Origin of the sequence: Acinetobacter sp. WCHAc010034 (genome assembly GCF_001696615.3) — a bacterium.
Classification (GTDB): domain Bacteria; phylum Pseudomonadota; class Gammaproteobacteria; order Pseudomonadales; family Moraxellaceae; genus Acinetobacter.
The window spans coordinates 1295110-1319987 of sequence record NZ_CP032279.1; the positions used below are offsets into that span (position 1 = coordinate 1295110).

Genomic DNA, 24878 nt, shown 5'->3' on the forward strand with positions numbered 1-24878 from the left:
CGCTTTCCCAGCTGAAGGCATGGCTTTATTATGACGACGAAAGCTTCATCAGCACAAGGCCGGAAATGATCAAAACCGCGGCCAGCATGCGCATCGCGGTTGCCGGCTCGCCCAGCACCAGAACGCCGACCAGAAATGAGCCGACCGCGCCGATGCCGGTCCAAATGGTATAGGCCGTGCCCAAAGGCAAAGTCCGCATGGCGTAAGCCAGTAGGCCAAAGCTGAGAATCATGAAAAACAGGGTAATGACGCTGGGCGTCAGCTTCGTGAAGCCTTCTGAAAGCTTCATCGAATATGCCCAGACAATTTCGAAAATGCCGGCTAAAACCAGAACAATCCAGGCCATGATGCCTTTCTCCATTTCATTAGAGTCAGGCCGTCCTGACGTTTTTTGTTGATTCAGGCTGACATAGCGCTGCATCAAGGGAGGCCGTTCCCCCGCTTCAATGGCTTTATGATACTTGATTGTTCATCATTTTTTAACCAGAGTTACAAAAAACCGTCCGGCGCCCGCGCTGTATTCCCCTTATTCCAGCCAAAAAAAACTGCTGGCGCGCCAGCAGTTTTTTTAAAGGGTTTAAACTGGCCGGCTTATTTAAAATTTAATGCGCAGGCCTGCGCCATATACCCAGCCGCGTTCAGAGCCGGAAGCGTCCTGCCATGCCGTCTGGGCATTGCCTTTAGAATATTCATAGGCAACATCAATATACGGCATGAACTTTTTGCTGATTTCATAGCGCGTTTCCAGCCCCAGCGATGCGCTGCTTAAGCCGGTTTTTTTCGCGTATTTCGAATCATCATTCAGCACCGCTTCCGCTTCCAGATACGGCTGCAGAATCAGCTTTTGCGTCAGCAGCAGGTCGCGTTCGGTTTTTAAGCTTAAGGCCGCAAAATCATCTGCGCCCAGATACAGATAGGCATCGGTTTCAAAGAAATACTGCGCCATGCCATGCAGGCCGAGCACAGCATCCAGCTTTTCTTCCGCATCTGCAGCATGCTGATCCAATTCCTGTTTTTCATAGCGGTAGCGCAGGCCCGCCTGCGCATCCCAGAAATCGGCAATATTGCGGCTGTACAGGGCTTTCACATCATATGCAGCATCATGCGATTCATGCTTGCTGATATGCGCCTTGATGAAAAGCTTATTTTCATCTGTGCCGATGCGGGTTTCCAGCTCGGACTTCAGCGCGCCGTCACCGTCTTCACCGCGCAGCCATTTGCTGTCCACAGTGGTCATGCTGTAAATCTGCGCGCCGTGCTCTTTGCGGTGATCATGCCTGCCGTGTGAAACAGGCGCAGCTTCGGAAGCTGCAGCCGGAGCCGGATGATGCGCAGCATGCTCGTCCGCTTGCTGTGTTTTGGCCTCAGCCGCCGGCTTGGCGTTCATCTGTACAGGCAGCTCCGCCGGTTCAGGCATTTGATGATGCCCTTCATGCGCCATGGCCAACGCGCTGGCCATCAGCATTGAGCCCGCCAAAACCGACTGAGAAAAAAGATTAATGATCTGCATGAGCATCTCCTTTCATTTCAGCAGCCTGATTCATCATTTTGCAAGGCTGCGCATTGCCGTCCTGCGCCATCTGCGCGTGCTGCTGGGCTGAGTGGCCTGCGCAGCCCTGCATTGAATGCGCGGCCTGCGGATTTTTCTGCTGGCTAGGCTGGGCCGGCTTGGCTTGGGATGCGCCGGCTTTGCCGTTCTGCGCAGCACTTGGCTTGCCATGAGGCATGGCGTGATTCATGGCATGGCGCATTGCATGCTGGGCATGCTCATCCGGCTGCGCCGCAGCCATTGCGGATGAAGCCGAAAGCAGAACAGAACTGAGCAAAACTGCTTTGAGAAAAAGATTATTAATGGTGCGCATGAGCATCCCCCTTCATTTCTGTTTGCGTTCCGGCAGTATCCGCCGCTTTAGTTTCCGCTTGCACTGGCGCGGCAGACAGCTTGCCGTCCGTCACATTGGCGACAATCAGCTTATTCATCATGCCGGCAGACATGTGGTACAGTAGATGGCAGTGGATGGCCCATTCGCCCAGCTCATCCGCAGTCAGCAGCGTGGTCACGGTCTTGCCCGGCGGCACAATCACGGTATGCTTATTCGGCATATCCGCAGGCGCCTGGCCATTTTCCAGCTGCATGAACATGCCGTGCAGATGCATCGGATGCGCCATCATGCTGTCATTGATGAATTTCAGCCGGATGCGCTCGCCGTATTTCACCTTCAGCGGCTCAGCATCGCTGAATTTCTTGCCGTTGATGGTCCAGACATAGCGCTCCATGGTGCCGCCTAAGCGGATCACCAGCTCGCTTTCCGCGCTGCGGGTGTCCGGCTGCGGGGTTAAAGCTTTCAGGTCGCTGTACTGCAGCGCCTTGTCGCCTTGAGGGATCGATGCATTGGCCCAGCCGTAAACCGGGGCTTGCGCCTGAGATGCGCCGGCAGCAGCTGGCTGCGCATGCTGGGAGTGATCCGCAGCTGCCGGGATTGCAGGCGTCTGGCGGTTCATTTTGGAGTGATCCATATTCTGCATCGCGCCATGATTCATCATTGAATGATCCATGCCCTGCCTCGCGTCATGATTCATCTTTGAATGATCCATGCCTTTCATTTCGCCATCATTCATTTTGGAATGGTCCATGCCTTCCATCGAGCCATGCCCCATGTCTTCCATCGTCAGCAGCGAACGCGGGCGCGGCGCAGGCATGCGGATGCCCTGCTGAGGCAGCGCCTGATTCTGCAAGGTGCCCAGCGCATAGCCTGAGCGGTCAATCGACTCGGCTTCAATCTGGTAATGCCCTGCCTTCGGCTCCACCACCACATCATAGGTTTCCGCCGTGCCGATGCGGAATTCATCCACAGCAACCGGCTGCACCGGCTGGCCGTCTGCGCTGACCACCGTCATTTTCAAATCGGGAATGCGCACATCAAAAAATGACATGGCCGAGGCATTGATAAAGCGCAAGCGGATTTTTTCATTCGGCTGGAACATGCCTGTCCAGTTCTGCTGCGGGGTTTTGCCGTTAATCAGGAAGGTATAGCCGGTGACATCCGACATGTCGGTTTTCAGCATGCGCATCTGATTCCACATTTTGCGGTCAGACCATGCCGCCTTCAGGCCGTCACGCTTGACCTGCTTCCACACATCGCCCAGGGTTTCGCGCTGGTCCTGATAATATTCTGCGGAAATCTTCAGATTTTTCTGAATCCGGTCGCTGCTCTGCTCATGGAAATCCGACAGCATCACCACATAGTCGCGCTCAGCCTGCTCATGCGGCGCCAGCGGCTTTTTGCCTTTAGGATAAATCACCAGCGAGCCGTACAGCCCGTCCTGCTCCTGGCCTTTGGAATGCGCGTGATACCAGTAGGTTCCGCTCTGGCGGACTTTGAATTTATAGACAAATTCTTCATCCGGGCTGATGCCGTTAAAGCCGTTGAAGCCCGGCACGCCATCCATGATTCCGGGCAGCAGCAGGCCATGCCAGTGAATGGATGAATCTTTATTTTTAAGCTTGTTCTTGACCCGGATCACCGCATTGTCGCCTTCCTCAAATTCGAGAAGCGGCGCCGGAAACTGGCCGTTGACCGTAATGCGCTTGAGGGCTTTTCCGGTGACATTGACCGGGCCTTCCTCAATGGTAAGCTGATACTCTTTTACCGCGGCGAATACCCACGATGACGATACAAGGCATACGCCTGCAAGCAGGCTTTGACTGAATTTAATAGACATGGCTTAATCCTGTTATTTAAAAATAATGTTTTAAAATAAGGATTAAGCTTTAGGCGGGCGCAGCAGCTCCAGTTTGTGGCCTTGCAGGTGCTGCGCGGTGTAAATGGCGTTCGGCGGTTCTGAAAATGCGCTCAGCGCCGGCAGCTGCAAATGCAGCGGCTGCATTTCCAGAGAGGCAGGCGCCGCCTGGCAATGCCACAGCGCGCAGCCGCCGCATTGCGTGGCGCCGTCCATGCTCTGCATGTCTGAGGCGCAATGCACAGAGGCCTGTCCAGCCTTGATTTTTGCGCCGGGCTGATGGCAGTCCGGCATCTGCATATTGGATGCATCATGCTGCACCGCCTGATGCGCTGAATGCTGCTGATGCTGCGCGGAAGCTGCCGACTGGATTGCAGAAGCGCTTGCCATCATCAGCTGATGCGCCGGTTTTTGCGCTGCAAGGGCAACACTGCTCCATCCGATGACAAATGCCATCAGAAAAGCGAAGCCTGCATGCCGCTGCAAAAATTTCAGCAAAGTTATTCTGCCTTCAACAAATCTATAAATCCCGGCTGGGCAGTGGCGCCCAGTTTTCCGCAGCCATTCAAAAACAGCTGCTGGATTTCTATCATAAAGAACTGCAGGCTTATGCACAACTTTTTAAATTTATTCTGAAATCGGATTAGCCGTCGGCCGCGCCGCTGCTGAAACAAAGCAGCGCTATTTTCAGGCAGCATTATTTTCAACCAAAGATGAATAAACATCCAGCAATTCAGGCGCTTCAGTCAAGAAAAAAAGGACTCAAACGAGTCCTTTTTATACAATTTACGTCTAATTAATAAGCTATTGATGCGTAATCGCTTATTAATTAAACAGATTATCCATGCGGTTATCTACATAGATATCCATACAGTTAACCACAAAGTTATCCACAGACTGCGAGCAACTTATTGCTGAAACTTATGCATCAACTGCGCCGACTTTCGCCAGCTCAGCGCGCATTTCATCAATCACAGCTTTGTAATCCGGCTTGCCGAAAATCGCCGAACCCGCGACAAACATGTCAGCGCCCGCTTCCGCAATGGCGCGGATATTGGCCGGCCCAACGCCGCCGTCCACTTCCAGGCGGATGTCGCGGCCTGAAGCATCAATAATTTTGCGCGCATGGCGCAGCTTTTCCAGCGTCATTGGAATGAATTTCTGGCCGCCAAAGCCCGGGTTGACGCTCATCAGCAGGATCTGATCCACTTTATCCAGCGCATAGTCCAGATAATGCAGCGGCGTAGCCGGGTTGAATACCAGTCCGGCTTTCGCGCCGCCGTCTTTGATCAGCTGCAGCGAGCGGTCAATATGGTGGGTGGCTTCCGGATGAAAGGTGATAATGTCCGCGCCGGCTTCCAGAAAGTCGCCAATCATGCGGTCAACCGGAGAAACCATCAAATGCACATCAATCGGCGCCTGAATGCCATATTTTTTCAGCGCCTTGCAGATGCCCGCGCCAAAGGTCAGATTCGGCACATAGTGGTTGTCCATCACGTCAAAGTGGACAACATCTGCGCCGGCCTGCAGCACATTTTCAACGTCTTCGCCTAAGCGGGCAAAGTCAGCGGACAGGATAGAGGGCGCAATTAAATAAGGCTTGGACATTCGGGAACCTGGCTATCGGGGAGTATGATTTGCCCCATTATAACAAAACCGGCCTGCCGGCGCTTCCCCCGCTACGCTGTTGCGCAGATAAAACGCAGCGTTGCAGATTTTGCCTTTTGCTTATTTTCAGAATCGCTTATGGTCAAGATTATTCTGAAAAATTCTTGCAATACGGATCACTGAAATGGCAGTCAAAACACAGGCGCACATTGCAACCCAGCAGGCCAGCCGCATGGCGAAGCGCCTGCTCAATCACTGGAAGCATAAATTTGAAGTGGCTGAGCATGGGCAGCTGCTGCAGATTTTCATGCCTTCCGCCACGGTGGATTTAAGGCCGCAGGCGGATCATCTGGCGGTGGAAATCACGGCGCAGCAGGCGGATGCAGACCTGCCGATGCTGGAACAGGTGGTGCTGGAGCATTTAATTCGCATGGGGCAGGAGCCGCTGCAGGCGGCATGGCAGCGCTCGGATTAACAGCATTCCGGAAAAATCACCGCTGGGGCTTGGAGGCCTGCTGCGCATGAAAGCGCTTCACCGCTTCAATCCGCTCATAGGTTGCCGGATGTGAACTGAGAAAATCCTGCCAAGAACGCTCCCTGCTGACTTTCTCGCCGGCATTGTCTGCAAGGCGCTGCAGGAAGTTGGCATAGTGGATAGTCTGAATATGATGCTGCTGCATAGTGTTCAAGGCATACAGGTCGGCTTCGGACTCAAAGTCCCGCGAATAGCCCGCGCCAATCAAGGCCACAGGCAGCGTGGTCAGCAGATCCGAGCTGTCGCCGGTAATCATCAGCAGCATAGCGCTGATGCCCAGGCTGGACAGCGCCTGCTGCAGGCTGTGGCGCTGCGCCAGATGCCCCTGCTCATGCGCCAGCACGCCCAGCAGCTCATCATCATTTTGCGCCAGCTGCACCAGTTCATCGGTGACAATAATGGTATTGTTGGGAATCGCCAAGGCATTGGCGCCAATGCTGCCGCCGCTGCGGAAAACCACTTTTGCCGGCTGCGCGCCGGCCGCCAGCTGCCGGTATTTAAGCCGCAGCGCATCGCGCCGCGCCAGCGGCAGCTGCGTGGCCCCGGTGATGTCCATAATATAATCTTCCGCCTGATCGCCCCAGCTGTTCATGGTGTGCGCCGGCAGCTGATGGGCTGCGTAATATGACGCAGCCGGCAGGCCCCATTTGACCGCAGCGAAAGCCGCGGCTGCCGCAAACAGCACGCTGAAAAGAATCAGGCTGGGCGTGCGCTCCAGCTTCCAGATGGAGTGCGCACGCGCCTTGCTGCCCAGATTGAACCATTCCGGCAGCGGCCCCTGAAATTCCAGCCGTGCATCATCCTTCAGTTCAATGATCGGCTGAATTGCGCCCAATGCTCCAATCAAGACCATATCGGCATAGGCATAGCGCCGCTGCTGCTCCAGCTGCAGGCCGTATTTCACCAGCACCGCCTGATTATCCAGCGCCAGCACCTGCGCCGGCTGCGGCCGGGCGCTGATTCCATCGTAAAAAACCGCTTCAGCAGCAGGGTTCATCGGCATCTCCTGCGCTTAGAGCGAAATATCCAGGTCAAAAATATCGCTAAGCTCTTCAGCAATCGCGCTGTGGTCCTGCTGCAGCTGATTGATTAAATGATCCGGATGGTCAATCAGCACCAGCTTTAAGGATTCGGCCTGATACTTGTACAGGCGGATGGCGGCCCACGGCGTCAGCAGCCCCAGCGAAATGATTTTGGCCAGCCAGTTGCTCATGATGATCCAGGCATAGCGCCATTGATTGCAGTCTGTGGTGAACTGGCTGCGGTTCAGCGTGGTGCTGTTCCATGAGGTAATGAAAATCCGCGCCAGCATCAGCGGCCAAATCAGCAGATAGGCCGCTAAATAGCCGGCGCCAAACATCCCTGCATAATGGCTAAGGCTCAGGCCGCTGGTGGTGCTGAACAGCAGCGCCAGCACGGCCGCCAGCAGCGCCACCGCGCCGATGAATAGAAACACCGGCATATACATGGCGCGCATATACGCGGGCCAATCTGCATTCAGCTGGAAGCTCAGCTGCCCGGCATACAGCTGGTTCAGGCACTCGCGCTTATACAGCCAAACCGCAACCGGAAAAAACAGCCCGGTGGTGAAGACGGTGACCAGAACGCATTTCAGAAAGCACCAATATGCGCTTTTATTGCTGCCGGCGAAAAAGAAGCGGCTGTTGCCGAATTTGCTGTTGCGCGCGCGGAAACGGATGCTGGAGCGGACCAGCCACGGCACCGCAAAGAAAATCAGCAGCAGGCCGCCCAGCACCATGCTGGCCGAATGGTTCATGGCGTAGGTAAATGCGCCGTAGACCAGCAGCGCAATAATCCGCCCGGCCAGAATTTTCACGGGCACGCCGGTAAAATCAAAGCGGCGCTGGATAAACCAGGTATTGCCGTAAAAGTAGCGCAGGCGGCGCACTTTGGCCCACGGCGCATAAAAGCCCAGGGTAATGATGGTCAGTAAAATATTGACGATCCATATGCCGAAATATTCAGCGGCGGTGCCCTTGAAGCGGAAAGCGTACTGCCGGCCCAAAGCAAAGGGCGCTGCGACTTCCTGCGCGTCAAAAGCCTCCGCCAGGGCTAAGGATCGATCGGGGTTCTGCGCGGTATACTGTTCTGAATTCTGCATGAATGCGCCTTATCTTTATTTTAATAATAGGTTGCCGGATCTGTTCTTGCAGCGCCGCTGTTCCCCGGCGGAATGCAGCGCTTGAATTGCAGCAGGCTTTTTTATGAATTCTGCAGCTGCAGCGCATGGAACTGCAGGTGGTCATCCATAAAGCTCTGAATGAAATAATAGCCGTGATCATAGCCGGCGTGTTCGCGCAGCGTCAGCGCCTGCCCTGCCTGCTCGCAGGCCTGCTGAAACAGCGCAGGGTTCAGCTGGCTGTAAAACTGGTCATTCAGGCCCTGATCAATCAGGATTTCACTGAAGAGGGCGCCCTTGCTTTGCATCAGCGCCGCGGCGTCATGCGCCAGCCAAGCCTGCTGATCATCCCCCAGATAATTTGAAAAGGCTTTTTCGCCCCACGGGCACTGACTCGGCGCGCAGATTGGCGCAAAAGCCGAAACTGACTTGAATTTTTCCGGATACTTCAGCGCCAGCGTCAATGCGCCGTGGCCGCCCATGCTGTGGCCGAAAATCCCGATGGCGTCCGCCTGAACCGGAAACTCATGGATAACCCTGCGATGCAGCTCGTCCGCGACATAGCTTTCCATTTGATAATGTTCCGCCCACGGCGCCTGCAGCGCATTGATATAAAAGCCTGCGCCCTGGCCAATGTCCCAGTTGTCGCCCTGAGCGGCATGGCTGCCGCGCGGCGAAGTATCCGGCGCAATTAAAATCAGCCCCAGCCGGGCCGCCAGGCGCTGCGCATGCGCCTTAATGGCGAAGGTTTCTTCAGTGCAGGTCAGCCCCGCCAAATAGAACAGCGCCGGGCAGGCGCGGCCGCTTAAAGCCTGCGCAGGAAGGAAAATGCTGAACCGGCTTTCAGACTTTAATGCTTCGGACTGCAGGCGGTAAATCCGCTGCTCGCCGTCAAAACATTTATTGCTTTGCACCAATTCCATATTTTTCCCCTCATCCCTGTTTTCAAAAGCTGATTTTAAATGCTAAGGCGCCTTCTGCGGCGCGGCGCCCGCCGGCGGGAACAGGCGCTGTTCCAGCTGCGGCAGCATCAGCGCCATATTCTTGCCGATAGACCACTGCGGTTCCGAAGGCTCAAAGCCTTGCGCGCTTTCCCATTGGGCAACGGTGTCTTTGCTTTGCGCAAAAGCCGACTGAATTGAGGTCTGCTCGCGCATGGCCTGATCAAAGAAGGCGCGCCCAAAATATGTGTAGTCGGTTTCGCTGGAGCAGCCAAATGACTGGCGGTCGGCCGCCGATGCGGTAATGATCAGGGTATTTTCATCCTGCAGCGCCGGAACAAAGCTGCCGGAATAGCAGGATGAAATCACAATCACCCGCCAGCGGATGCCGGCAGCGTCCAAGGTTTCGCGCAGCCATTTCGGATCGGCCTGCGCCAAATCCAAAGGCGCATTTTCCATTTCAAAGACATTCGGCAGGCCGTGCGAAGTCATGTACAGGAACAGCACATCACTGTCCTTATTCATTTGCTGGCCAATGCGGCGCAGGGCCAATTCCATGCTGGTTTTCGAGGCAATCGGAATTTCAGTGCGCGTCGCCGGGTTGTTCACCAGCGCAATCGAGCGCCCATAGGTGCCGAAGCGCGTATCAAACTGCTCTTTAATCCGCTCAATTTCCAGCTTAAAGACATCCTGATAGCTGGCTCCGGCCACCCCCAGAAAGTACCAGTGCGACTGGGCAAATTCGCCGTATTCAATCGAATCCAGCGATTTGTTCAGCAGCCGGCTTTGCGCATAGAAAGCGTCTTCGGCAAAGGTCGGCGGCATTTCCTCCACTTTCCAGATCGGCTGGTCTTTTACCGAAACCTGCCAAACCACCAAAGTGAATAAAGTCGCCAGCATAATCAGCGCGCGCTCCCACCACGGCCATTTCAGCTCGCGCGAGATGACCCACACCACGGCCAGGCTTTGCCAGACAAACAGGATAATGAATAAGGTGGGAATATAGTCATACAGCACATAAGGCAGGATATCCAGATCGCCCAAATACTGAATCAGGCACTGGAACAGCATAATATGCGTGTCCAGCACCAGCCACAGCAGGGCCGGCACCAGCATCAGGCGCGGGTTGTTGACCCGCTGCGACAGGAAAATGCCGACAATCAGCGCAATGAACGGCCAAAGCGCATAGCTGACCAGGCCCTGCGGGTTGAATTCGCCGGCCTGGCCGCTGCTGAGCCAGCTGAACAGGGTATTGGCGCAGCCGCCCAAAATGCCCCAGAACACCATCTGTACAATAGATGGGCGCACAATCTGCAGCGAACGCCTCGACCCCAAAAACAGCCACATTCCCGCAGTTTGGTTGCTTTTAAAATCATGCCAAAAATTGATGGAAGGTTTGAAGTCGATCATATGAATCTTATAGTAGCCGCTGCTCGCTTAATCGCATCAGCCAGTTTATGCCTGATGCGGGTTTTATCAATGCTGATGATCAACTATATCGCAAATCTTTAAATGTTTTTGAAATAATTGCGCATTAAAGCATAAGATCATGCTGAAAATAGGCGTCAAAGCGGCAGGCATCGCCCTGCCACTGATGCTGCGGCGCCTGCCCGGCTAAAAACACTGCCAGCCTCGGGCGCTTCACCACCACGCGCTTGGCAATAGCCTGCGCCAAGGCCAGCAGGTTATCGCCCAAATCCATTTCACCGTGTTCCGGCAGCAGCAGGTGCAGCAGCTGCATCTGCTTTTTCACCTGCGCCTGCTTTTTCACGGCCTGCTGATGCTGATCACGCTGCGGAAACATCGGGTCCAGATACACCACATCGGCTGCCTGATGCTGCGCAGCCCGCTGCCTTAAATAGTCCGCAGAATCTGAAAAAACCAGCTGGATGCGGGACGCCGCCGCGCTTAAAAACGGGTCCTGCATGGCCTGCCGGTGTGCATCTTCCAGCAGGGTGAACAGCACCGGATGGCGTTCCAGCAGCGTGACCTGGGCGCCTAAATGCGCCATCAGCAGGCTGTCATGGCCCAGGCCCGCCGTCGCGTCAATCAGCTGCGGTTTTTCCGCCAAATTGCAGGCGCGCGCAATCATTTCAGACTTGAGCGAAGCGCGCTTTAAGCGCCCCGCTTCCGCTTTCCAGTCCGGGCGCATTTTCATGCCGCCGGCGCACAGCCACAGGCCGTCCGCGTCCGCGCTTAAAGCCAGTTCCGGGTTCAGGCGGAAAAAGCGCGCATTCAGCTTTTCCACAGCTTCAAGCTGAACCTGCACCCCGCGCGAAGCCAGCGCCGCAGCGAACTGCCGCGCTTGCGGCTCAAATTCAGCTTCGCTATATAGGCGCATGCCGCTTACCATAATGTCCAGCCTGTAAATGCGAACAGCAAAATCACCAGGCCGGATGCGATGCGGTACCATGCGAAGGCCATGAAGTCGCGCTTCGCCACATAGGCCACCAGCGCGCGGATTAAAATCAGTGCAGAAACAAATGACACAATAATGCCGGTCGCCAGCACCGCCCAGTCTTCACTGCTTTTGAACACGTCGTAGCTCTGGTACAGGTCTAGCAGGCCCGCGCCAATAATCACCGGAATGCCGAGGAAAAATGAAAACTCCGTAGCAGCCTTGCGCGATACGCCAAGGAACATGGCGCCAATAATAGTCGCGCCGGAACGCGATGTGCCGGGAATTAACGACAGCACCTGAATCAGGCCAATCCAGACCGCTTCCTTATAGCTGATGTTTTCCACTTCCTGCGCATTGACCTTCGGCGGATGCTTTTCAATCCAGATGATGATCAGGCCGCCGACAATCAGGCCGATGGCAACAGCAATATCATTGAACAGCAGCTCTTTCACCGCCTGGCCAAAAGTCAGGCCAACCAGCACAATCGGAATCGACGCCATGATCAGGCTGAAGCCTAAGCGCCGGCCTTTTTCCTCGCCGGTAAACATGCCGGTGGCGGCGCCCCAAAGCCGCGACCAGTATTCATAAATGACCGCGGCAATCGCGCCCATCTGAATTGCGATGACAAAAACATCGCTTTTTTCCTTGGTCCAGAAGTTCATTAATTCGGACGCTAAAATCAGGTGCCCCGTGCTTGAAATGGGCAAGAACTCTGTAATGCCTTCAACGATGCCCATGATCGCCGCTTTCAGCAGCAGTAAAAGATCCATACAAATTCCTAATTACGGTTTGCCCTGTTCCGGGATTTTTTTCCATGCATTATCGCGCAGATAAACAGGCAAGGCGTACTCCGCTGCCACCCAGCTGCGCTGCTGCGCATGCGCGCGCGCAATGGCCGCGATATCCTGCGCTGTTGCGCTGACAGCTTTGTACTGTAGTTGTTCTGGCTTAACTAAATCTGAACCGGAGCCGATCAGGGTGAATTTCACCGCCTGCTCCGCTTCGCTGTAGCTTAATAATTGTTCTTCGTCTGCGGGCTGCATAATGCCCTGCTCATCCAGCTTGAAGCTGGCGATATACACTTCCTGCATGCGCGCATCCAGCACGGCGGTCACTTCAGTCAGGCCCGCTGTGCGGTAGGCGGCCTGCGCCAGCGCCTGCAGTGTTGAAACAGGGATCACCGGCAGGTCATTCGCCCAGGCCAGCGCCTGCGTCACCGCGGCGTTAATCCGGACGCCGCTGAATGAGCCCGGCCCGCGGCTGAATGCCACCGCAGTCAGGCCCGAAAGCTGAATATTGACTTCAGCCAGGCCCTGCTCAATCAAAGGGAGGATCGTTTGCGTTTGTGCCTTCGCGCGCGCATCGAGTTGGAAATAAAGCTCTTGATTTTCATCTGCAATACAGACGGAACACTGCTCATTGGCAGTTTCCAGTGCCAGCACTTTCATGCACAACCTTAATTAAATCAGTCTAAAAAACGACGGACATGATACTCCACTCGCCGGTGCTGCGCGAGAAGTTCCAACTTTGGATACAAAAAAGCCCGGAAGATTCCAGGCTGAGAAAATCATGATGCTGAATTAATCCAGCTGCGCAGGCTCCAGCTGCATGAACTTCGGAAAATGCGCGGCGTAATGCAGGGCGCTCTGCTGCAGTTTGGCCGCCGCGGCGTCATCCAGCGTTTTCACCACCTTGCCCGGCGAGCCCATGACCACGGAATTGTCCGGAATGACTTTGCCTTCAGGAATCAGCGCATTGGCGCCAATGATGCAGTTTTTGCCAATCACCGCATGATTCAGGACCACCGCATTGATGCCGATCAGGCTGTTGTCGCCGACTGTGCAGCCATGCAGCGTCGCCTGATGGCCGATGGTAACGTAATTGCCGATATGCATTTCAATCCCGGCATCGGTATGCAGCACGGCGTTTTCCTGCACATTGCTGAAATCGCCCAGCTTAATCCGGCTGTTGTCTGCGCGGATCACGGCGCCAAACCAGACGCTGGCCTGCCGCCCCAGTTCAACCTGCCCGATCACTGCGGCGCTGTCCGCTACCCAGCCATCCCAAGGCTGATGCGCGGCTTGCGGCGCATGCCCTTCAAATTTATACAGCATGATTCTTCCCTGAAAAATTGCCCGAAATTAATGATTCCGCCACGGTTTCAGCGCAGCGTGAATGCGGGCGAATTGACTAAAAACGGCCAGTCTTTTTGATAGTCCAGACCGTACTGAAACAGCGAAACCAGCATGCGCGCGGTCAGCCCCCAGACAATTTCATTTTCCACCCGCATGCTGGGGAAATACAGCGACTGATGCGCATAGCGCACCTCATAAGGAACCGGAGGCGCCTGCATCAGCTTTTCCAGCGAGGCAAAAAAAATCCGGTCAATTTCTGACGGCTGCGCAATCAACTCGACCTGCGGCGGTATCAGCCCGACAACCGGCTTGACCAGCATGCCGTTTCTGGCTTTCTGCATCGGCAAATCGCCCAAAAGCTGTACATCAAAGGGGTTCAGCGCGGTTTCTTCCTGCGCTTCACGCAGCGCCGCCACAATGTTGCTGGTGTCATTCGGGTCGCGCTTGCCGCCGGGAAAGGACACTTCGCCGGCATGGTTGGACAGGTAGGCTGAACGGCGCGTCAGCAGGATTTTAGGATCGGCTTCATCGGTCACCGCAATTAACACAGCGGCTTGCGCGTACTGTATGCGCGGGGAGAACCGCAGGCTTTGCTGCAGTTTTTGTGTTAATGAGCGATCATTCATCCGCGCTTCCTTTGCTGTTCCGCTGATTTCATCATAGCTCAATTTTTGCGCCCCTGCTCAGAAATGATGCCAAAGTTCTATTTTTAAGTTATGCTGGCGCTAAGCTAGATCATTGACCTTGAATATGAACTTCTGCACGAACTGCGGCGATAAAACAGCTGAAAAAATTCCTCTTGGCGACCACCAAGTCCGTCGTGTATGCACCCAGTGCGGTTTTATTCATTATGTGAATCCTAAAGTGATTTGCGGCGCTTTAGCGCTTTGGCAGGATAAGGTGCTGCTGTGCCGCCGCGCGATTGAGCCGCGCTACGGCCTGTGGACGCTGCCTGCAGGCTACATGGAGCTGTTTGAAACCATGGAGCAGGGCGCAGCCCGCGAAACCCGCGAAGAGGCGCAGGCCGAGGTCAGCATTCAGCAGCTGTACTGCATGTACAACATTCCGCGCATTGGCCAAATTTACGTGCTGTTTAAGGCCGATTTGCTTGAAGGCAAATTCGGCGCCGGCGAAGAAACCATTGAATCCCGGCTGTTCAGCGAAGATGAAATTCCCTGGGATGAGCTGGCCTTCCCCAGCGTAGAGCGCACGCTGAAGCATTATTTTGCAGACCGCAAAAGCGGCCAATTCAATATGCATTTAGAAACGCTGGGCACGCGCTTAGATCATACAGGCTGACAGCCGCACAGCCCAAAGCCCGCCATCCGCGCCCCGCTATAAAGCATAAAACTTGAAATAAGCGCCCTGATTTTTCGGGTTAGCCGCCGCGGCGCCTTGCGCGCATCAAAAAACAGCCCGGATAAAAAATGCCAGCCAATTACTTGGCTGGCATCAATCACCCGATCAGCCTGCGCTTATCTGGACTGAATTTCATAGCACGGCGCCAGCTCAAAGCCGATTTCACCGCCCGTCAGCTTAGCCAGCGCTTTGGCCTCAGCATCATTCGGGTTCTTCACACTGAACGTCCGGTTAAAGCTGGCGAAGCTGTTGCCCCACTGCGCCGCCCTGCCGGCTGAATCGGTGAAGGCGACTCCGGAAGGGCGCGATCCTGCCTGCGCATTCAGCAGGCTGGCCATCTGCAGCAGCGCGCCGCCGACCACAATATTTTCATTGGTATCAGGCGAAATTTTTATCGTGGTGTTCATGCCGATCAGCGCGCCGTTCAGCGTGCCGAAGGCCTCGCCGCCCAAAATCATGCGCAGTGACAATGCATTTGGCGTCACCTTTGAACCGCTGGTGAATGCCCTGGAAACCGTGCCGATGCGGTACTGCTGGGTGCCTGAATCATCCTGCATCAGCAGCGGATCCAGCACATCGCTGCCGGAACAGCCGTTCGCCGGATCTGTGGACAAATCCGCCAGCGGCGTCATCGGGTCTGTAAAGGCATCGTCCGGCACATTCGGGCGCATATTGGTGCGGATATCGCCATTGCGGTCAATGACGATGCCCAGCTTGACCGGCTTCACCTCTGCATTTTTAAACTTGAACGTCAGGTCGGCATACAGCGGGAAAATGTAATTCTGCGACGCCCTGACATTGCCTTCAGTCTTGAATACTTTTTTATCCAAATAGGTGATCGGGAACTGCTTGTACAGGTCCAGCGTTCCCTTATAGTCTGCGCCGCTGACACGCTGTTCCCAGCGGCCCAGCCGCGCCTCGTCCTGCGCGGTCAGCGCAGCGGAGCTGCTCAGGCCGGCAAGCGCCCTGTACAGTCCGCCGCCGGCGCCTGCAACCATTTTATCCGCCAGCAAAGTCCCCTGCTTAATAATCAGCGGCTCGGTGCCGGCTTCATTGAAGTCAAATTTAAAGCCCAGCTGGCGCTTGCGGTCAATTTCATGAGTCACCGGATCAATCCAGTTGTCCTGCTGCGCGGCGGTCATCTGCTTGGGCTTCGCGGTCAGCATCAGCTCCAAATTGACTCCGCCGATGGTCGTCAGCTCTTTCTCCACTTTGCCGCGCCACTGCACTCCGCTGCCGAATGTCATGCCCTGGCGGTCGGTCATCAGCAGAAAATGGCCGAATGAATTGATTTTTCCGGTGTCTTTCGGCAGGCATTCCGCTTTATCGCAGCCGACTAAGCCGTTTGAGCCGCTGATGCCGGAAACAATCAGCTGCGGCGCAGAAAATAAGGCGAACTCCGGCTGGAAAACCCCGGCAGCTGAAATATTGGCTAATTTAGCCACCACCTTAAAGGCGTCGTCATCACTGACCTGCTGCAGGTTCAGCCAAGGGCTGAAAAGCTGGCTGAATGCAGCCTCATCCGGATTCTTGAAATCCGCCAAGGTGACAGACTTGGCCAGCCCTTCCAGGCCCGTGCGGTTTTCCGCATCCATATATACCGGCTGAATATCCGCAGCGGAATCAATCCGGGCATCTTTCAGGCCAATCGCCTGAATGATTTTAGCCAGGCGCATCGCGGCTTTGACCGTATCATCATTCTTGTTCAGCGCCTGAGCGGCCTGGCCGGTGATGCCGCCGGCAATATCCAGCAGCGTTAGGCGCGGCGGCGACGCGCCGCTGGCGACATTGGAAATCGCGCTTAAATTGACTTTGCCTAAGTCAATTTTGCGCTCCTTGCCCCCCATCAGATAGAAAGTCACGGTATCGCCCATTTTGCAGGCGCCGCTAGATACGCTTTCATTCACATTGAATAAGGTAATGAATTTATTTTTTGCATCGCTTGAGCAGGTGAAATTCAAGCCTTCCAGAGGATAGTCCAGCACAAATTCCATGCAGCCGGCGGTATTGCTGTAGCAGGCGCCATTTTCGGTGCTGGTGTCATAAGCTTCCGGAATAATATTGGCGCTTTCACCGCCGCAGCCGCTTAAAGCGGCGACCAATGCGCCCAAGGCAAACGGCAATATTCTTTTATTTTTCATCCTGACTCTCTAGTTTTGTCCTTAACGGATTGCAATTAATTTAAGCTGCCCATAATTCGCCAATGCGCGCTGCTCCACATCAATGGCTGCAGCTAAGGGCGTAAGTAAAATATATTCAGTTTTATCCGGCACTTGAATTACCCCCTCAATGCGCTCACGGTAGAGGTAGTCCGGGCCAGCGTCATTATTCTTATAGCCGCCGGCGCCTTCCAGCACGCAGCCCTGGCTGTCCAGAAACACCGCAAATGGCCAGTAAAATGCCGGATTGTCCTGTCTGGATGCATAAGAGTTGATCTGGATATTCTGTATGGCGTTTTCCACCCGGACCACTTCAAAATCGAACTCATCATGCAATGGCGTGCGCGGCCAGAGATTCACCTCAGACTGCGGCTTCAGGCTTTTGGCTTTTTTGATTTTTTTATCCTGAAAGCACTGCTGGCCCAGGCCATTTACCGCATCAGCCCTGGACACCCGGTAATAAGAAGCCGACAAAACCACTGGGCCTTGCGCAGCCGGGCGGCTGGCTTTAAATAGAGAATCCAGCACCGATTTACTGACCCCTTTTTCACGCTCCACCATCTGCATCCGGGTTGAACCGGCTTTGGCGTCAATCACGCCTTCAGGCATCGCATAAAAGCGCTTTTTCCCTTCCAGATTGAATTCCTTGCCTTCCAGATACTCGCTGTTGACATACTGCTCGGCGCCCAGCGCGGAAAAACCGGCGCGCTGTTCGGCGCTGCTCCGCGCTGGCGGAGGCGCTTCAGGCCGCTTCTGTACAAGTTCCGGCGGCAAGACCCTGAAGGATGCTTGCGGCTTTTTCCGCGGCTCAGTGTTTTCCGCAACAGCCTTGCCCGGCTGCGCCGGGACAGCAGCCTTTTGAAGCGCTTGCGCTACAGGCTCTTCAGCTGCAGCTTTTTTAGGCGCTGACGCTGCTGCCGGCTGTGCATCGGCTTGGCGGACAGCCTGTTCCGACGGCTGCTTTGCTGACGGTACATTGACTGAGGATTCCAGCAAGGCCTGCGGCGGCATGATGCTTTGCATTTCCTGCTGCCTGGATGAAAGCTCAAGATCTTGGAGCGCCTGCTGAATTTTCTGCGCTTGAGCTGGATTCAAATGCGCTGCAGGCTCCGGCAAGCGCTCTTCCTGCGCCGCGGCTGACGGCGCGTTCTGAACCGCCAATGACACAGCCGGCTTCGCTGCCTGATCCGGCAACTGCACCACCATCGGCCGGCCATCCGGGCCAATAATGGTATGAAATGCGCCTGCATAGGAAACCGGCGCCTGCATCACTGCGCATGCCAGCACCGACTGCATCAATAAATTCCCTTTCATCCTTATTCCTACCCTACCACCGTGTTCTATAGTTCAGTCCCAGAATCGTAATTTTTGTATCGGTCTTAACGTTCAGGCCGGCATAGGGGTTTAATAAAATATTGTTTACCCCGGTCTGGTTCGCCATGCTGCTGCTGTTGGCCGGAATATTGTCTTTGCTGCGCAGGAAGCCAATCGACAAATCCAGATCGGTATCGGCATCAAAGCGGTAGCCGACGCCTAAGCCGAACAGCTGCGCGCCATTGATGGGAATCATGGTGTTGCGCTTGCCGTCAGGAATGGCGCTGGCCCGCGGCTCATAGCCTGCGCGCAGCTTGAGGCGGTCTGTTGCAGAATATTCCAGGCCGATGCCGAAGTTCCACGGCGAGGTAAACTCCAACGGCAGCGCCAAGGAAGCATCGCTTATATTTTCAGACAGCAGTTTCGCAATTTTCAGCGCTGAAATTTGCCGGTCGAACTCAAAGCGGAACTTGTCCCATGCCTTATAGTCGGTCCAGCCCACATCAAAATTGACCTGCAAATCCGGCATCAGCTTGTATTTGACGCCAGCCTGAAAATGCGCCGGATATTCAAAATCCATCGCCACCAGGCCGGATTCGCTGGCGGGAACCGAGCTGGGGAACCCCAGAATCGAAGCCAGGATCTGCCCGGTCGGAGAGGACATCAGCCCTTTGATCATTTCCTGCGGCGCCTTGGCGTTGTCAATATGGTACTTGCCTTTTAAGCGCATTTTGGCTGCGCTCTGATACACCATGCCGAAGCTGAAATCTTCCGTCGGCTCCCACAGCACGCCCAGGTTGTAGCTTGGGCTGAGCGACTGCTCCATCGCCAGCTGCATTTGGCCAAAACGGCCAAAAGGGTTCATGCCTTCGTCTGCATTGCACATGCCCAGCAGCAGGATATCAGTGATAATGTCTGAATTTTCCTTGAACGGCGTGCAGACCACTTCATCAATCATGCGCAGCATGCCGATCAGCTCATTGGGAAAGCGCAGATCGGTTTTCAGGCCAATCGCCTGATAGGACATGCCTATGCCGCCGCCAATCGACAGCTGGTCATTGATCTGATAGCCGATGGACGGCGACAAATAGGTGATGCGCTCCAGCGCAACCTGCTGCCCCATATAGTTTCCGGGATTGCCGTTTTCAGCGCCAAAGCCTGCAATCAATGGCGCATACATTGCCGTGGCAAAAGTGGCCTTGGAACCCGGCGGGTTATAGGCGATGCCTGCAGTCGGCGCCGCCAGCGGCATGCCTTCGCCCAGATCCACCATTTTCTTCAAAACCGGCACATACAGGCTGGCGTATTCGACATCGCCGTGCACTGTGCCTTTAAAATCGGTGCAGATATCCGATGCAACTTCAGGCCCGTCATTGCAGACGATCGGATCATCGGAATAGCCGAAAACGTTATAGCCGGCGGGAACGGAAAACTCGCGCTGAATATCAAAATTTGCAACGATGCCCTGCACATCGGTCTGCAGGCCTTGAATTTTCGTTAAAGCCGCGGGGTTGAAATGCACGGCGCTGATGCCCGGCGGATCTGCGGTTACCGCATTGCCCAGCGCCAGAGCGCGCGTATCTACAGATAAGTTTGTTCCCAGCTGCGCAAACGCCGCGCTGGAACAGCCCGCTAAAATAATCGCGCTAACGAGCGGGCTGAGTCGAATTTGATTCATGCGCCAGCCCTCTTAGCGGATTTTCTTGCCGAAACCTAAAATATCCAGCGGGAAAGACAGGCCGAGCGAAACATCCGGCGCATCTTCCGTTAAGCCTAAGCCGACCGTGCCATTCACAATGGTGTCCGGAGATACGCGCACGCCCAGGGAAATCGCTAAAGTTGAACTGGTCTGGTCAGCCGGCGAATACGATTCGCCCGTGCTGTAGCCGAATTCGGCGCCGGTATTGAAGCTCTGCTGATAGGACATAGTCATGGATACGTCATAGTTGAATGAGTATGCAAAACCGAAGGTGAAACCGCCGCTGATGCCCGGATCAAACTCCTTGATCACCCGGGTGCCGCGGCGCTGATTCAAATCATCCTCTTTCAGGCCGTAATTGGCGGAAACCGAAGCGAAAAGCACCACCGGATCAATATATTTGCGCGTGCTTGCGCCCACGCCCACAGAATAATAGCCCTTGCCTGTCGCCAAATCTGAAGCAGCATTGACTTCATAAGGGCTGTCGCCGGTCTTGGTGGACAGGCTGCCAAACAGGATTAAAGGCATCCGCCCGGCTTTCAGCGGGAAAGGCTCCCAGCGCGCGCCCAGCGAAATATCGCCCAGGCCTGCAGTCGAGGCATCCTTCAGCAAATCTGATTTCGCCACCAAAGGCAGCGATGCGGTAAAGGTCAGGTTATCCAGCACGCCGTACTGCAGCGTGAAAGTGTTAGTGATGGAATGGGTGGCATTTTCCTGAACGCGCAGCTGATAGAGCTGGCCTTTGGCCATTTCCATATCCAGCTGGGTGTCGCGGTAGTAGGTATAGTCAATATCATAATAAGATGAAATATCACCTTTTTTAATCAATGAATACTGGCGCTCATTCGAGGTGAAAACTTCCTGCAGATTCGTTTCCTGACTGGCGTCCCCCGCCTGCTGCTGCAGCGCATCTGATGCCTGAGCCTGTGGCGCATCCGGCTGCTCAACAGCATCATAACCGCCTACAGCCGGCTGTTCCGCAGCGGCTTCCTGCTGCTGGCCTGCCGGCTCATGCTCCCCCAGCGCAGGCTCTTCGGCGGCATAGGCTGCGCCAATAGCCAGCTGAATGCCCATGGCTAATATGGTTCTGTTCATCCATTTACTTTTCATATTCCATCCCACTGCTTTTATTTTTTTAATTTCGCTTTTTTCAAAAAAATCATTTGCTCTTATAGTAGAGCCGCAAATAATTGTATGCCGGCTGCCCGTAAGATTCCGACTCTTCATTCATGTTTTTATCGAGCCGGATTGTAGATGCTTTGTCCGCAATTTTGTCCATGTAAAACTGCGGATACTGAATATCGGCAAATGCGTAGCGGTTGACTGTCGCATCTTCGACATGGCGCATATCGGCATCCTGCAATGCCAGTAAGTTTTTCCGCTGTTCAGGCGCAACATTAATTAAATATAAAGTATTATTTTCCCAAATTTCCTTGAAGCGCGTTTCATCAAAGCTGATATTGCCCAGCGCCGGATCTGCCACATAAACCCGGCCATTTTTGTAGCCTTTAAATACCACAAAATGCTTAAAGCCCGCATAGGAGATCGGAACAATCGCGGGCTGGCCCTGACTGACCAAATCAGCAAACTCGCCTTTGTAGCCGCCGCTTTCCAAGCCGAGGGCGCCGGCAAAGCGCTTCATGTCCAATAATGAAAAACTGCGACGTTCGATGATTTTTTCTGTTTCGCCAAACTTCAGCAAGCCTTTCATGGTTTGCTGTTCGGTCAGCTGCGTGCCCACATAGCCATTGAGCAAAGTGGTTAATGCCGCTGAGCCGCAGCTGTAGTCATAGGCTTGGCGCACAATTCCGCGGAACTGGTCTTCAATGGCAGGCTTGATTTTAACGGTTTCCCGGTGCATCCGCGTATAGGAGTCATTGCGCGAATCCAGAGTTTCAGTGTAATACACTGCCCCTGCCGGCTTTTCTTTTATATCGAAGGACTCTTTGGCAAAGTAATACATCAATGCCGAGCCTAGAGCTATCTCTAACATATGTTCTGACTTTTTTAGTTATCGGCAAATCTATGCCTTTTTATCTTTATTTTAGAGCCGGAGCCCTACATCCATGTACTATGCAAGATACCTTTTTTTTCACAAAAAAACAGTATTTTTTTTATATTTTTGCTGGCTTTCAGCATTTTTATGTAAAAAAAAGCGCGTGAATTTCACGCGCTTTTTCTGCTTAAATCTTAGTGGCCAGAAATGGTAATAACTGCGCCTTTCGTGTATGAGCCCGGAGCGGTTGAGTAGTAGGTTTGCATGCCCTGCACTTCTACATCGCCAATTGAAGCTGCATCGCGGCTGCCCAGATGAATGCCTTTGATATACGTATCTTTCGCGCCTGTGTCATTGCTGACAATGCGGATATGCGCCGCTTTGCCAAGTGTATTGCCGCCGCCGACATAAGCATCGTTGAAGACTTGAATATCAGAATTAATCGATAAATCTGAACCAGCTGCGTCAGCAAGCTTGATGCTTTCAATGAAAATTTCACCCGCTTTCTTCGTTGTTACTGGCGTTGGAGTACCGGCCACTGAAACAGAACCCACAGCTGCGCCATTGGTTGAATTATCCAGAATGCCGAGGTTTTGGATTTCCAAGCCGCCGATCATCTTAGTATTCAGCTTAACCATAGCGCCTTGAGGAGCTGCGCCCACTTGAATATTGGCATCCATTTTGCCTGTTTTCAGCGACAGTCCGCTTAAAATTGCATTGTAGTTGTTGCTGTCACCGCCGCGGCGGATTGTGCCTGCATTGGTGCCTGCACCAGCCGTGCCGGAAGCTGTTACGCCGATTTCACCGATATTGATATCAAGGCCTGAAACTTGCGCAGCAATGTTGATGAATGCAGTGTTGCCTGATCCTGCGCCAGCGTCACTGTCAATTTTCAAGTCAGCCAAGTTGCGTGACGCCAGTAAGTATTTCCCCCCATCGGCATAGTTTGCGCCGATAACAATACCCTTATCCTTCACAACGTTCGTTTCTACGCCGCCGACCATATTGGAAACGCCGTTGCCTTTAATCACAATTGCGCCGGCATTAGCCGCTGTTCCATTTAAGCCGTCATTATCGTGGATTAAAACTTTGTCGATTTCAATTTTGGAGATGCCAATGCCGATATTAATGCCGTCTTGACCAGTGGTTGCGCCCAATGAGGCATCATCCATTGCCTGCATTGCCATTGCATTTGCGCTGATTGCCATAGAAGAAACTAAAACAAGTTTAGTGAACTTTTTCATCTTTTACTCTCCCAAGAGTATTATTTTTTTGATTGTCAACCACTCGATATAAACCGCTGCTTATTTATTTTATGGCAGCCGTTATATCTTTCCTTGAGTAGTCTGCCCGCCTGACTAAAGTATATCTGCGCCATTTTTTGATCAACTGCTGTTGGTCGCAATCTTTCTGTTGCCGATAAACGGTATTTACACCAACAAGCCCTCCGCATTGCGATAAAATAGGCTTATCTCTTTTAAATCCTGCATTTTATTTCAGCATGCAAAACCCGAAAATCCATGAAAAAATTTTGTTTAATCAAAACATTGCGCCCAGCTTAATTTTAAAGTCCTTGGCTGATTTTCCGCATGCTGTGTATCTGCAGAATAACGGGCATCCGGTGATTGCATTTCTGGCGGATGAATATTTCCTGCTGAATGGCCAGCAGTTGACGCATTACGCAAAAAACGGCCTGATGGCCTATGCCGCAGAGGAAGCTGAGCATTTGCCGGAACTGCGCGGCGGCATTTCAGCAAGCGGTTGCAGCCGCAGCTTTCAAGGCGGATTCATGGGCTTCATCAGCTATGACTACGGCGCAGCGCAGCAGATTTCCCTGCGGCAGAAAAGCCAGCCCAGCCTGTTTTTAGGCCGCTTCAGCACTTATCTGGAATGGAGCGCAGCTGGATGGACGCTGCGCTGCCCTGCCGGGGACTTTGCTGAAGTTGAAGCCCTGCTGCAATCGTCAATGCGGGATCTGAACCATGCGGAAAGCTTCCGCCTGACAGCCCCCTGCGCTGCGCGCTGGCCTAAAGCGCAGTATGCCTCTGCATTTCAGCAGGTTCAGGAATACATTAAGGCCGGCGACTGCTATCAGATCAACCTGACGCAGGAATTCACCGCGCAGGCTAATGGAAGGCTGCTAGATACGGCCGAACAGTTCTGGAGCCTGACCGATGCGCCTTATTCAGGCTATCTGCGCATTGATGATTTTGAACTGCTGAGCTGCTCGCCGGAATTATTCATTGATTTTGAAGCTGAACGCAAAATTGTCACCAAGCCGATCAAAGGCACCATGCCGCGCTTCAGTGATCCGGTTTTAGACTTGCAGTCAAAGCAGGCTTTGCAGCAGTCCGAAAAAGATCAGGCGGAAAATGTGATGATTGTTGACCTGCTGCGCAATGACCTGAGCGTCTATGCGGAAACCGGCAGCGTCAAAACGCCAGAACTGTTTGCGATTGAATCTTTCAATCAGGTGCATCATATGGTGAGCGAAGTCACGGCCACCTTGAAAGATGATGTGAATCCTTTTGCAATGCTGCTGTCCGCCCTGCCGGGCGGCTCGATTACCGGCGCGCCGAAAATCCGCGCCATGCAGATTATTGATGAGCTGGAAGGCGCGCCGCGCGGCGCCTACTGCGGCTCCATGGGCTATTTTAATGAGGACGGCACAGGGTCATGGAATATTCTGATCCGCTCCATTCAGAAATATCAGGATCAGGTGTCTTTATGGGCCGGCGGCGGCATCACCATCGCCTCAGATTGCGATGCAGAGTATCAGGAATGCTTTGACAAAGTTTCCGCCATGCTGAATTTGCTGAACACCTGGCGCCAGCCTGAAGGTTAAACTCA

Annotated in this window: 25 protein-coding genes; 3 read left to right on the top strand and 22 right to left on the bottom strand. The window is 53.9% G+C overall.

Going from position 1 to position 24878, the window contains the following annotated elements; all coding sequences use genetic code 11:
* Window positions 1-28: 28 nt before the first annotated feature.
* The 7 genes from sugE to rpe all read right to left on the bottom strand — a co-directional run bounded on the left by sugE (window position 29) and on the right by rpe (window position 5349).
* On the bottom strand, window positions 29-346 hold the full coding sequence (gene sugE / locus BEN74_RS07755) for a quaternary ammonium compound efflux SMR transporter SugE (RefSeq protein ID WP_068910411.1): 318 nt from the start codon (window positions 344-346) through the stop codon (window positions 29-31).
* A gap of 249 nt (window positions 347-595) precedes the next feature.
* Window positions 596-1510: a copper resistance protein B gene (locus BEN74_RS07760; protein WP_068910386.1), complete on the bottom strand. Its 915-nt coding sequence runs from the start codon at window positions 1508-1510 to the stop codon at window positions 596-598.
* Window positions 1497-1862, bottom strand: a complete 366-nt coding sequence (locus BEN74_RS07765) for a hypothetical protein (RefSeq protein ID WP_068910385.1) — start codon at window positions 1860-1862, stop codon at window positions 1497-1499. Before BEN74_RS07765 ends, BEN74_RS07760 begins: the two co-directional genes overlap by 14 nt.
* Entirely contained in the window at window positions 1849-3723 is a 1875-nt protein-coding gene (locus BEN74_RS07770) for a copper resistance system multicopper oxidase (protein WP_068910384.1), read from the bottom strand. The genes BEN74_RS07765 and BEN74_RS07770 overlap by 14 nt, the downstream gene beginning before the upstream one ends.
* Before the next feature lie 42 nt (window positions 3724-3765).
* Window positions 3766-4239 (bottom strand): hypothetical protein, encoded by a 474-nt coding sequence (locus BEN74_RS07775; protein WP_228200409.1) that lies wholly within the window; start codon window positions 4237-4239, stop codon window positions 3766-3768.
* A gap of 2 nt (window positions 4240-4241) precedes the next feature.
* Complete coding sequence (locus BEN74_RS07780) at window positions 4242-4466, bottom strand: hypothetical protein (RefSeq protein ID WP_162898160.1); 225 nt, start codon at window positions 4464-4466, stop codon at window positions 4242-4244.
* Between the two features lie 196 nt (window positions 4467-4662).
* Window positions 4663-5349 carry a ribulose-phosphate 3-epimerase gene (gene rpe / locus BEN74_RS07785; protein WP_068910382.1) on the bottom strand — a complete coding sequence of 229 codons (687 nt, stop codon included), beginning with the start codon at window positions 5347-5349 and terminating at the stop codon, window positions 4663-4665.
* A 184-nt stretch (window positions 5350-5533) separates the two neighbouring features.
* Here rpe and BEN74_RS07790 point away from each other — a divergent pair, with 184 nt between their 5' ends.
* The gene (locus BEN74_RS07790) at window positions 5534-5824 is read left to right on the top strand and encodes a DUF2218 domain-containing protein (protein ID WP_068910381.1); all 291 of its coding nucleotides are present in this window, start codon (window positions 5534-5536) and stop codon (window positions 5822-5824) included.
* A 16-nt stretch (window positions 5825-5840) separates the two neighbouring features.
* On the opposite strand, the gene BEN74_RS07795 is transcribed toward BEN74_RS07790, so the two are convergent.
* The 9 genes from BEN74_RS07795 to BEN74_RS07835 all read right to left on the bottom strand — a co-directional run bounded on the left by BEN74_RS07795 (window position 5841) and on the right by BEN74_RS07835 (window position 14127).
* On the bottom strand, window positions 5841-6881 hold the full coding sequence (locus BEN74_RS07795) for a M48 family metallopeptidase (RefSeq protein WP_068910380.1): 1041 nt from the start codon (window positions 6879-6881) through the stop codon (window positions 5841-5843).
* A gap of 15 nt (window positions 6882-6896) precedes the next feature.
* Complete coding sequence (locus tag BEN74_RS07800) at window positions 6897-8006, bottom strand: YjgN family protein (RefSeq protein WP_068910379.1); 1110 nt, start codon at window positions 8004-8006, stop codon at window positions 6897-6899.
* A gap of 101 nt (window positions 8007-8107) precedes the next feature.
* Window positions 8108-8947 (bottom strand): S-formylglutathione hydrolase, encoded by an 840-nt coding sequence (gene fghA, locus BEN74_RS07805; protein WP_068910378.1) that lies wholly within the window; start codon window positions 8945-8947, stop codon window positions 8108-8110.
* Window positions 8948-8989: 42 nt separating this feature from the next.
* Window positions 8990-10375: a C13 family peptidase gene (locus BEN74_RS07810; RefSeq protein ID WP_068910377.1), complete on the bottom strand. Its 1386-nt coding sequence runs from the start codon at window positions 10373-10375 to the stop codon at window positions 8990-8992.
* Window positions 10376-10499: 124 nt separating this feature from the next.
* Window positions 10500-11318 carry a class I SAM-dependent methyltransferase gene (locus tag BEN74_RS07815; protein WP_068910376.1) on the bottom strand — a complete coding sequence of 273 codons (819 nt, stop codon included), beginning with the start codon at window positions 11316-11318 and terminating at the stop codon, window positions 10500-10502.
* Window positions 11312-12136 carry an undecaprenyl-diphosphate phosphatase gene (locus BEN74_RS07820; protein ID WP_068910375.1) on the bottom strand — a complete coding sequence of 275 codons (825 nt, stop codon included), beginning with the start codon at window positions 12134-12136 and terminating at the stop codon, window positions 11312-11314. Before BEN74_RS07820 ends, BEN74_RS07815 begins: the two co-directional genes overlap by 7 nt.
* Before the next feature lie 12 nt (window positions 12137-12148).
* On the bottom strand, window positions 12149-12814 hold the full coding sequence (tsaB, locus tag BEN74_RS07825) for a tRNA (adenosine(37)-N6)-threonylcarbamoyltransferase complex dimerization subunit type 1 TsaB (RefSeq protein ID WP_068910373.1): 666 nt from the start codon (window positions 12812-12814) through the stop codon (window positions 12149-12151).
* A 132-nt stretch (window positions 12815-12946) separates the two neighbouring features.
* On the bottom strand, window positions 12947-13480 hold the full coding sequence (locus BEN74_RS07830; protein ID WP_068910371.1) for a gamma carbonic anhydrase family protein: 534 nt from the start codon (window positions 13478-13480) through the stop codon (window positions 12947-12949).
* Window positions 13481-13527: 47 nt separating this feature from the next.
* Entirely contained in the window at window positions 13528-14127 is a 600-nt protein-coding gene (locus BEN74_RS07835; protein WP_068910409.1) for a CoA pyrophosphatase, read from the bottom strand.
* Window positions 14128-14251: 124 nt separating this feature from the next.
* Between BEN74_RS07835 and BEN74_RS07840 the strand changes: the two genes are divergently transcribed.
* Window positions 14252-14800: an NUDIX hydrolase gene (locus BEN74_RS07840; RefSeq protein ID WP_068910369.1), complete on the top strand. Its 549-nt coding sequence runs from the start codon at window positions 14252-14254 to the stop codon at window positions 14798-14800.
* A gap of 176 nt (window positions 14801-14976) precedes the next feature.
* Here the strand turns inward: BEN74_RS07840 and BEN74_RS07845 are convergent, their stop codons facing one another.
* From BEN74_RS07845 to BEN74_RS07870, 6 genes are all read right to left on the bottom strand, one after another.
* Window positions 14977-17001 (bottom strand): hypothetical protein, encoded by a 2025-nt coding sequence (locus tag BEN74_RS07845; RefSeq protein WP_068910367.1) that lies wholly within the window; start codon window positions 16999-17001, stop codon window positions 14977-14979.
* Between the two features lie 21 nt (window positions 17002-17022).
* Window positions 17023-18333, bottom strand: a complete 1311-nt coding sequence (filE, locus tag BEN74_RS07850) for a putative pilus assembly protein FilE (RefSeq protein WP_068910364.1) — start codon at window positions 18331-18333, stop codon at window positions 17023-17025.
* Window positions 18334-18346: 13 nt separating this feature from the next.
* On the bottom strand, window positions 18347-20011 hold the full coding sequence (locus BEN74_RS07855) for an OmpP1/FadL family transporter (RefSeq protein ID WP_068910363.1): 1665 nt from the start codon (window positions 20009-20011) through the stop codon (window positions 18347-18349).
* Between the two features lie 12 nt (window positions 20012-20023).
* Entirely contained in the window at window positions 20024-21142 is a 1119-nt protein-coding gene (locus BEN74_RS07860; RefSeq protein WP_086374366.1) for a hypothetical protein, read from the bottom strand.
* A 49-nt stretch (window positions 21143-21191) separates the two neighbouring features.
* Entirely contained in the window at window positions 21192-22025 is an 834-nt protein-coding gene (locus BEN74_RS07865; protein WP_068910359.1) for a C39 family peptidase, read from the bottom strand.
* Window positions 22026-22222: 197 nt separating this feature from the next.
* The gene (locus tag BEN74_RS07870) at window positions 22223-23272 is read right to left on the bottom strand and encodes a DUF6160 family protein (RefSeq protein ID WP_068910357.1); all 1050 of its coding nucleotides are present in this window, start codon (window positions 23270-23272) and stop codon (window positions 22223-22225) included.
* A gap of 257 nt (window positions 23273-23529) precedes the next feature.
* Between BEN74_RS07870 and BEN74_RS07875 the strand changes: the two genes are divergently transcribed.
* The gene (locus tag BEN74_RS07875) at window positions 23530-24873 is read left to right on the top strand and encodes an anthranilate synthase component I family protein (RefSeq protein ID WP_068910356.1); all 1344 of its coding nucleotides are present in this window, start codon (window positions 23530-23532) and stop codon (window positions 24871-24873) included.
* Window positions 24874-24878: the final 5 nt, after the last annotated feature.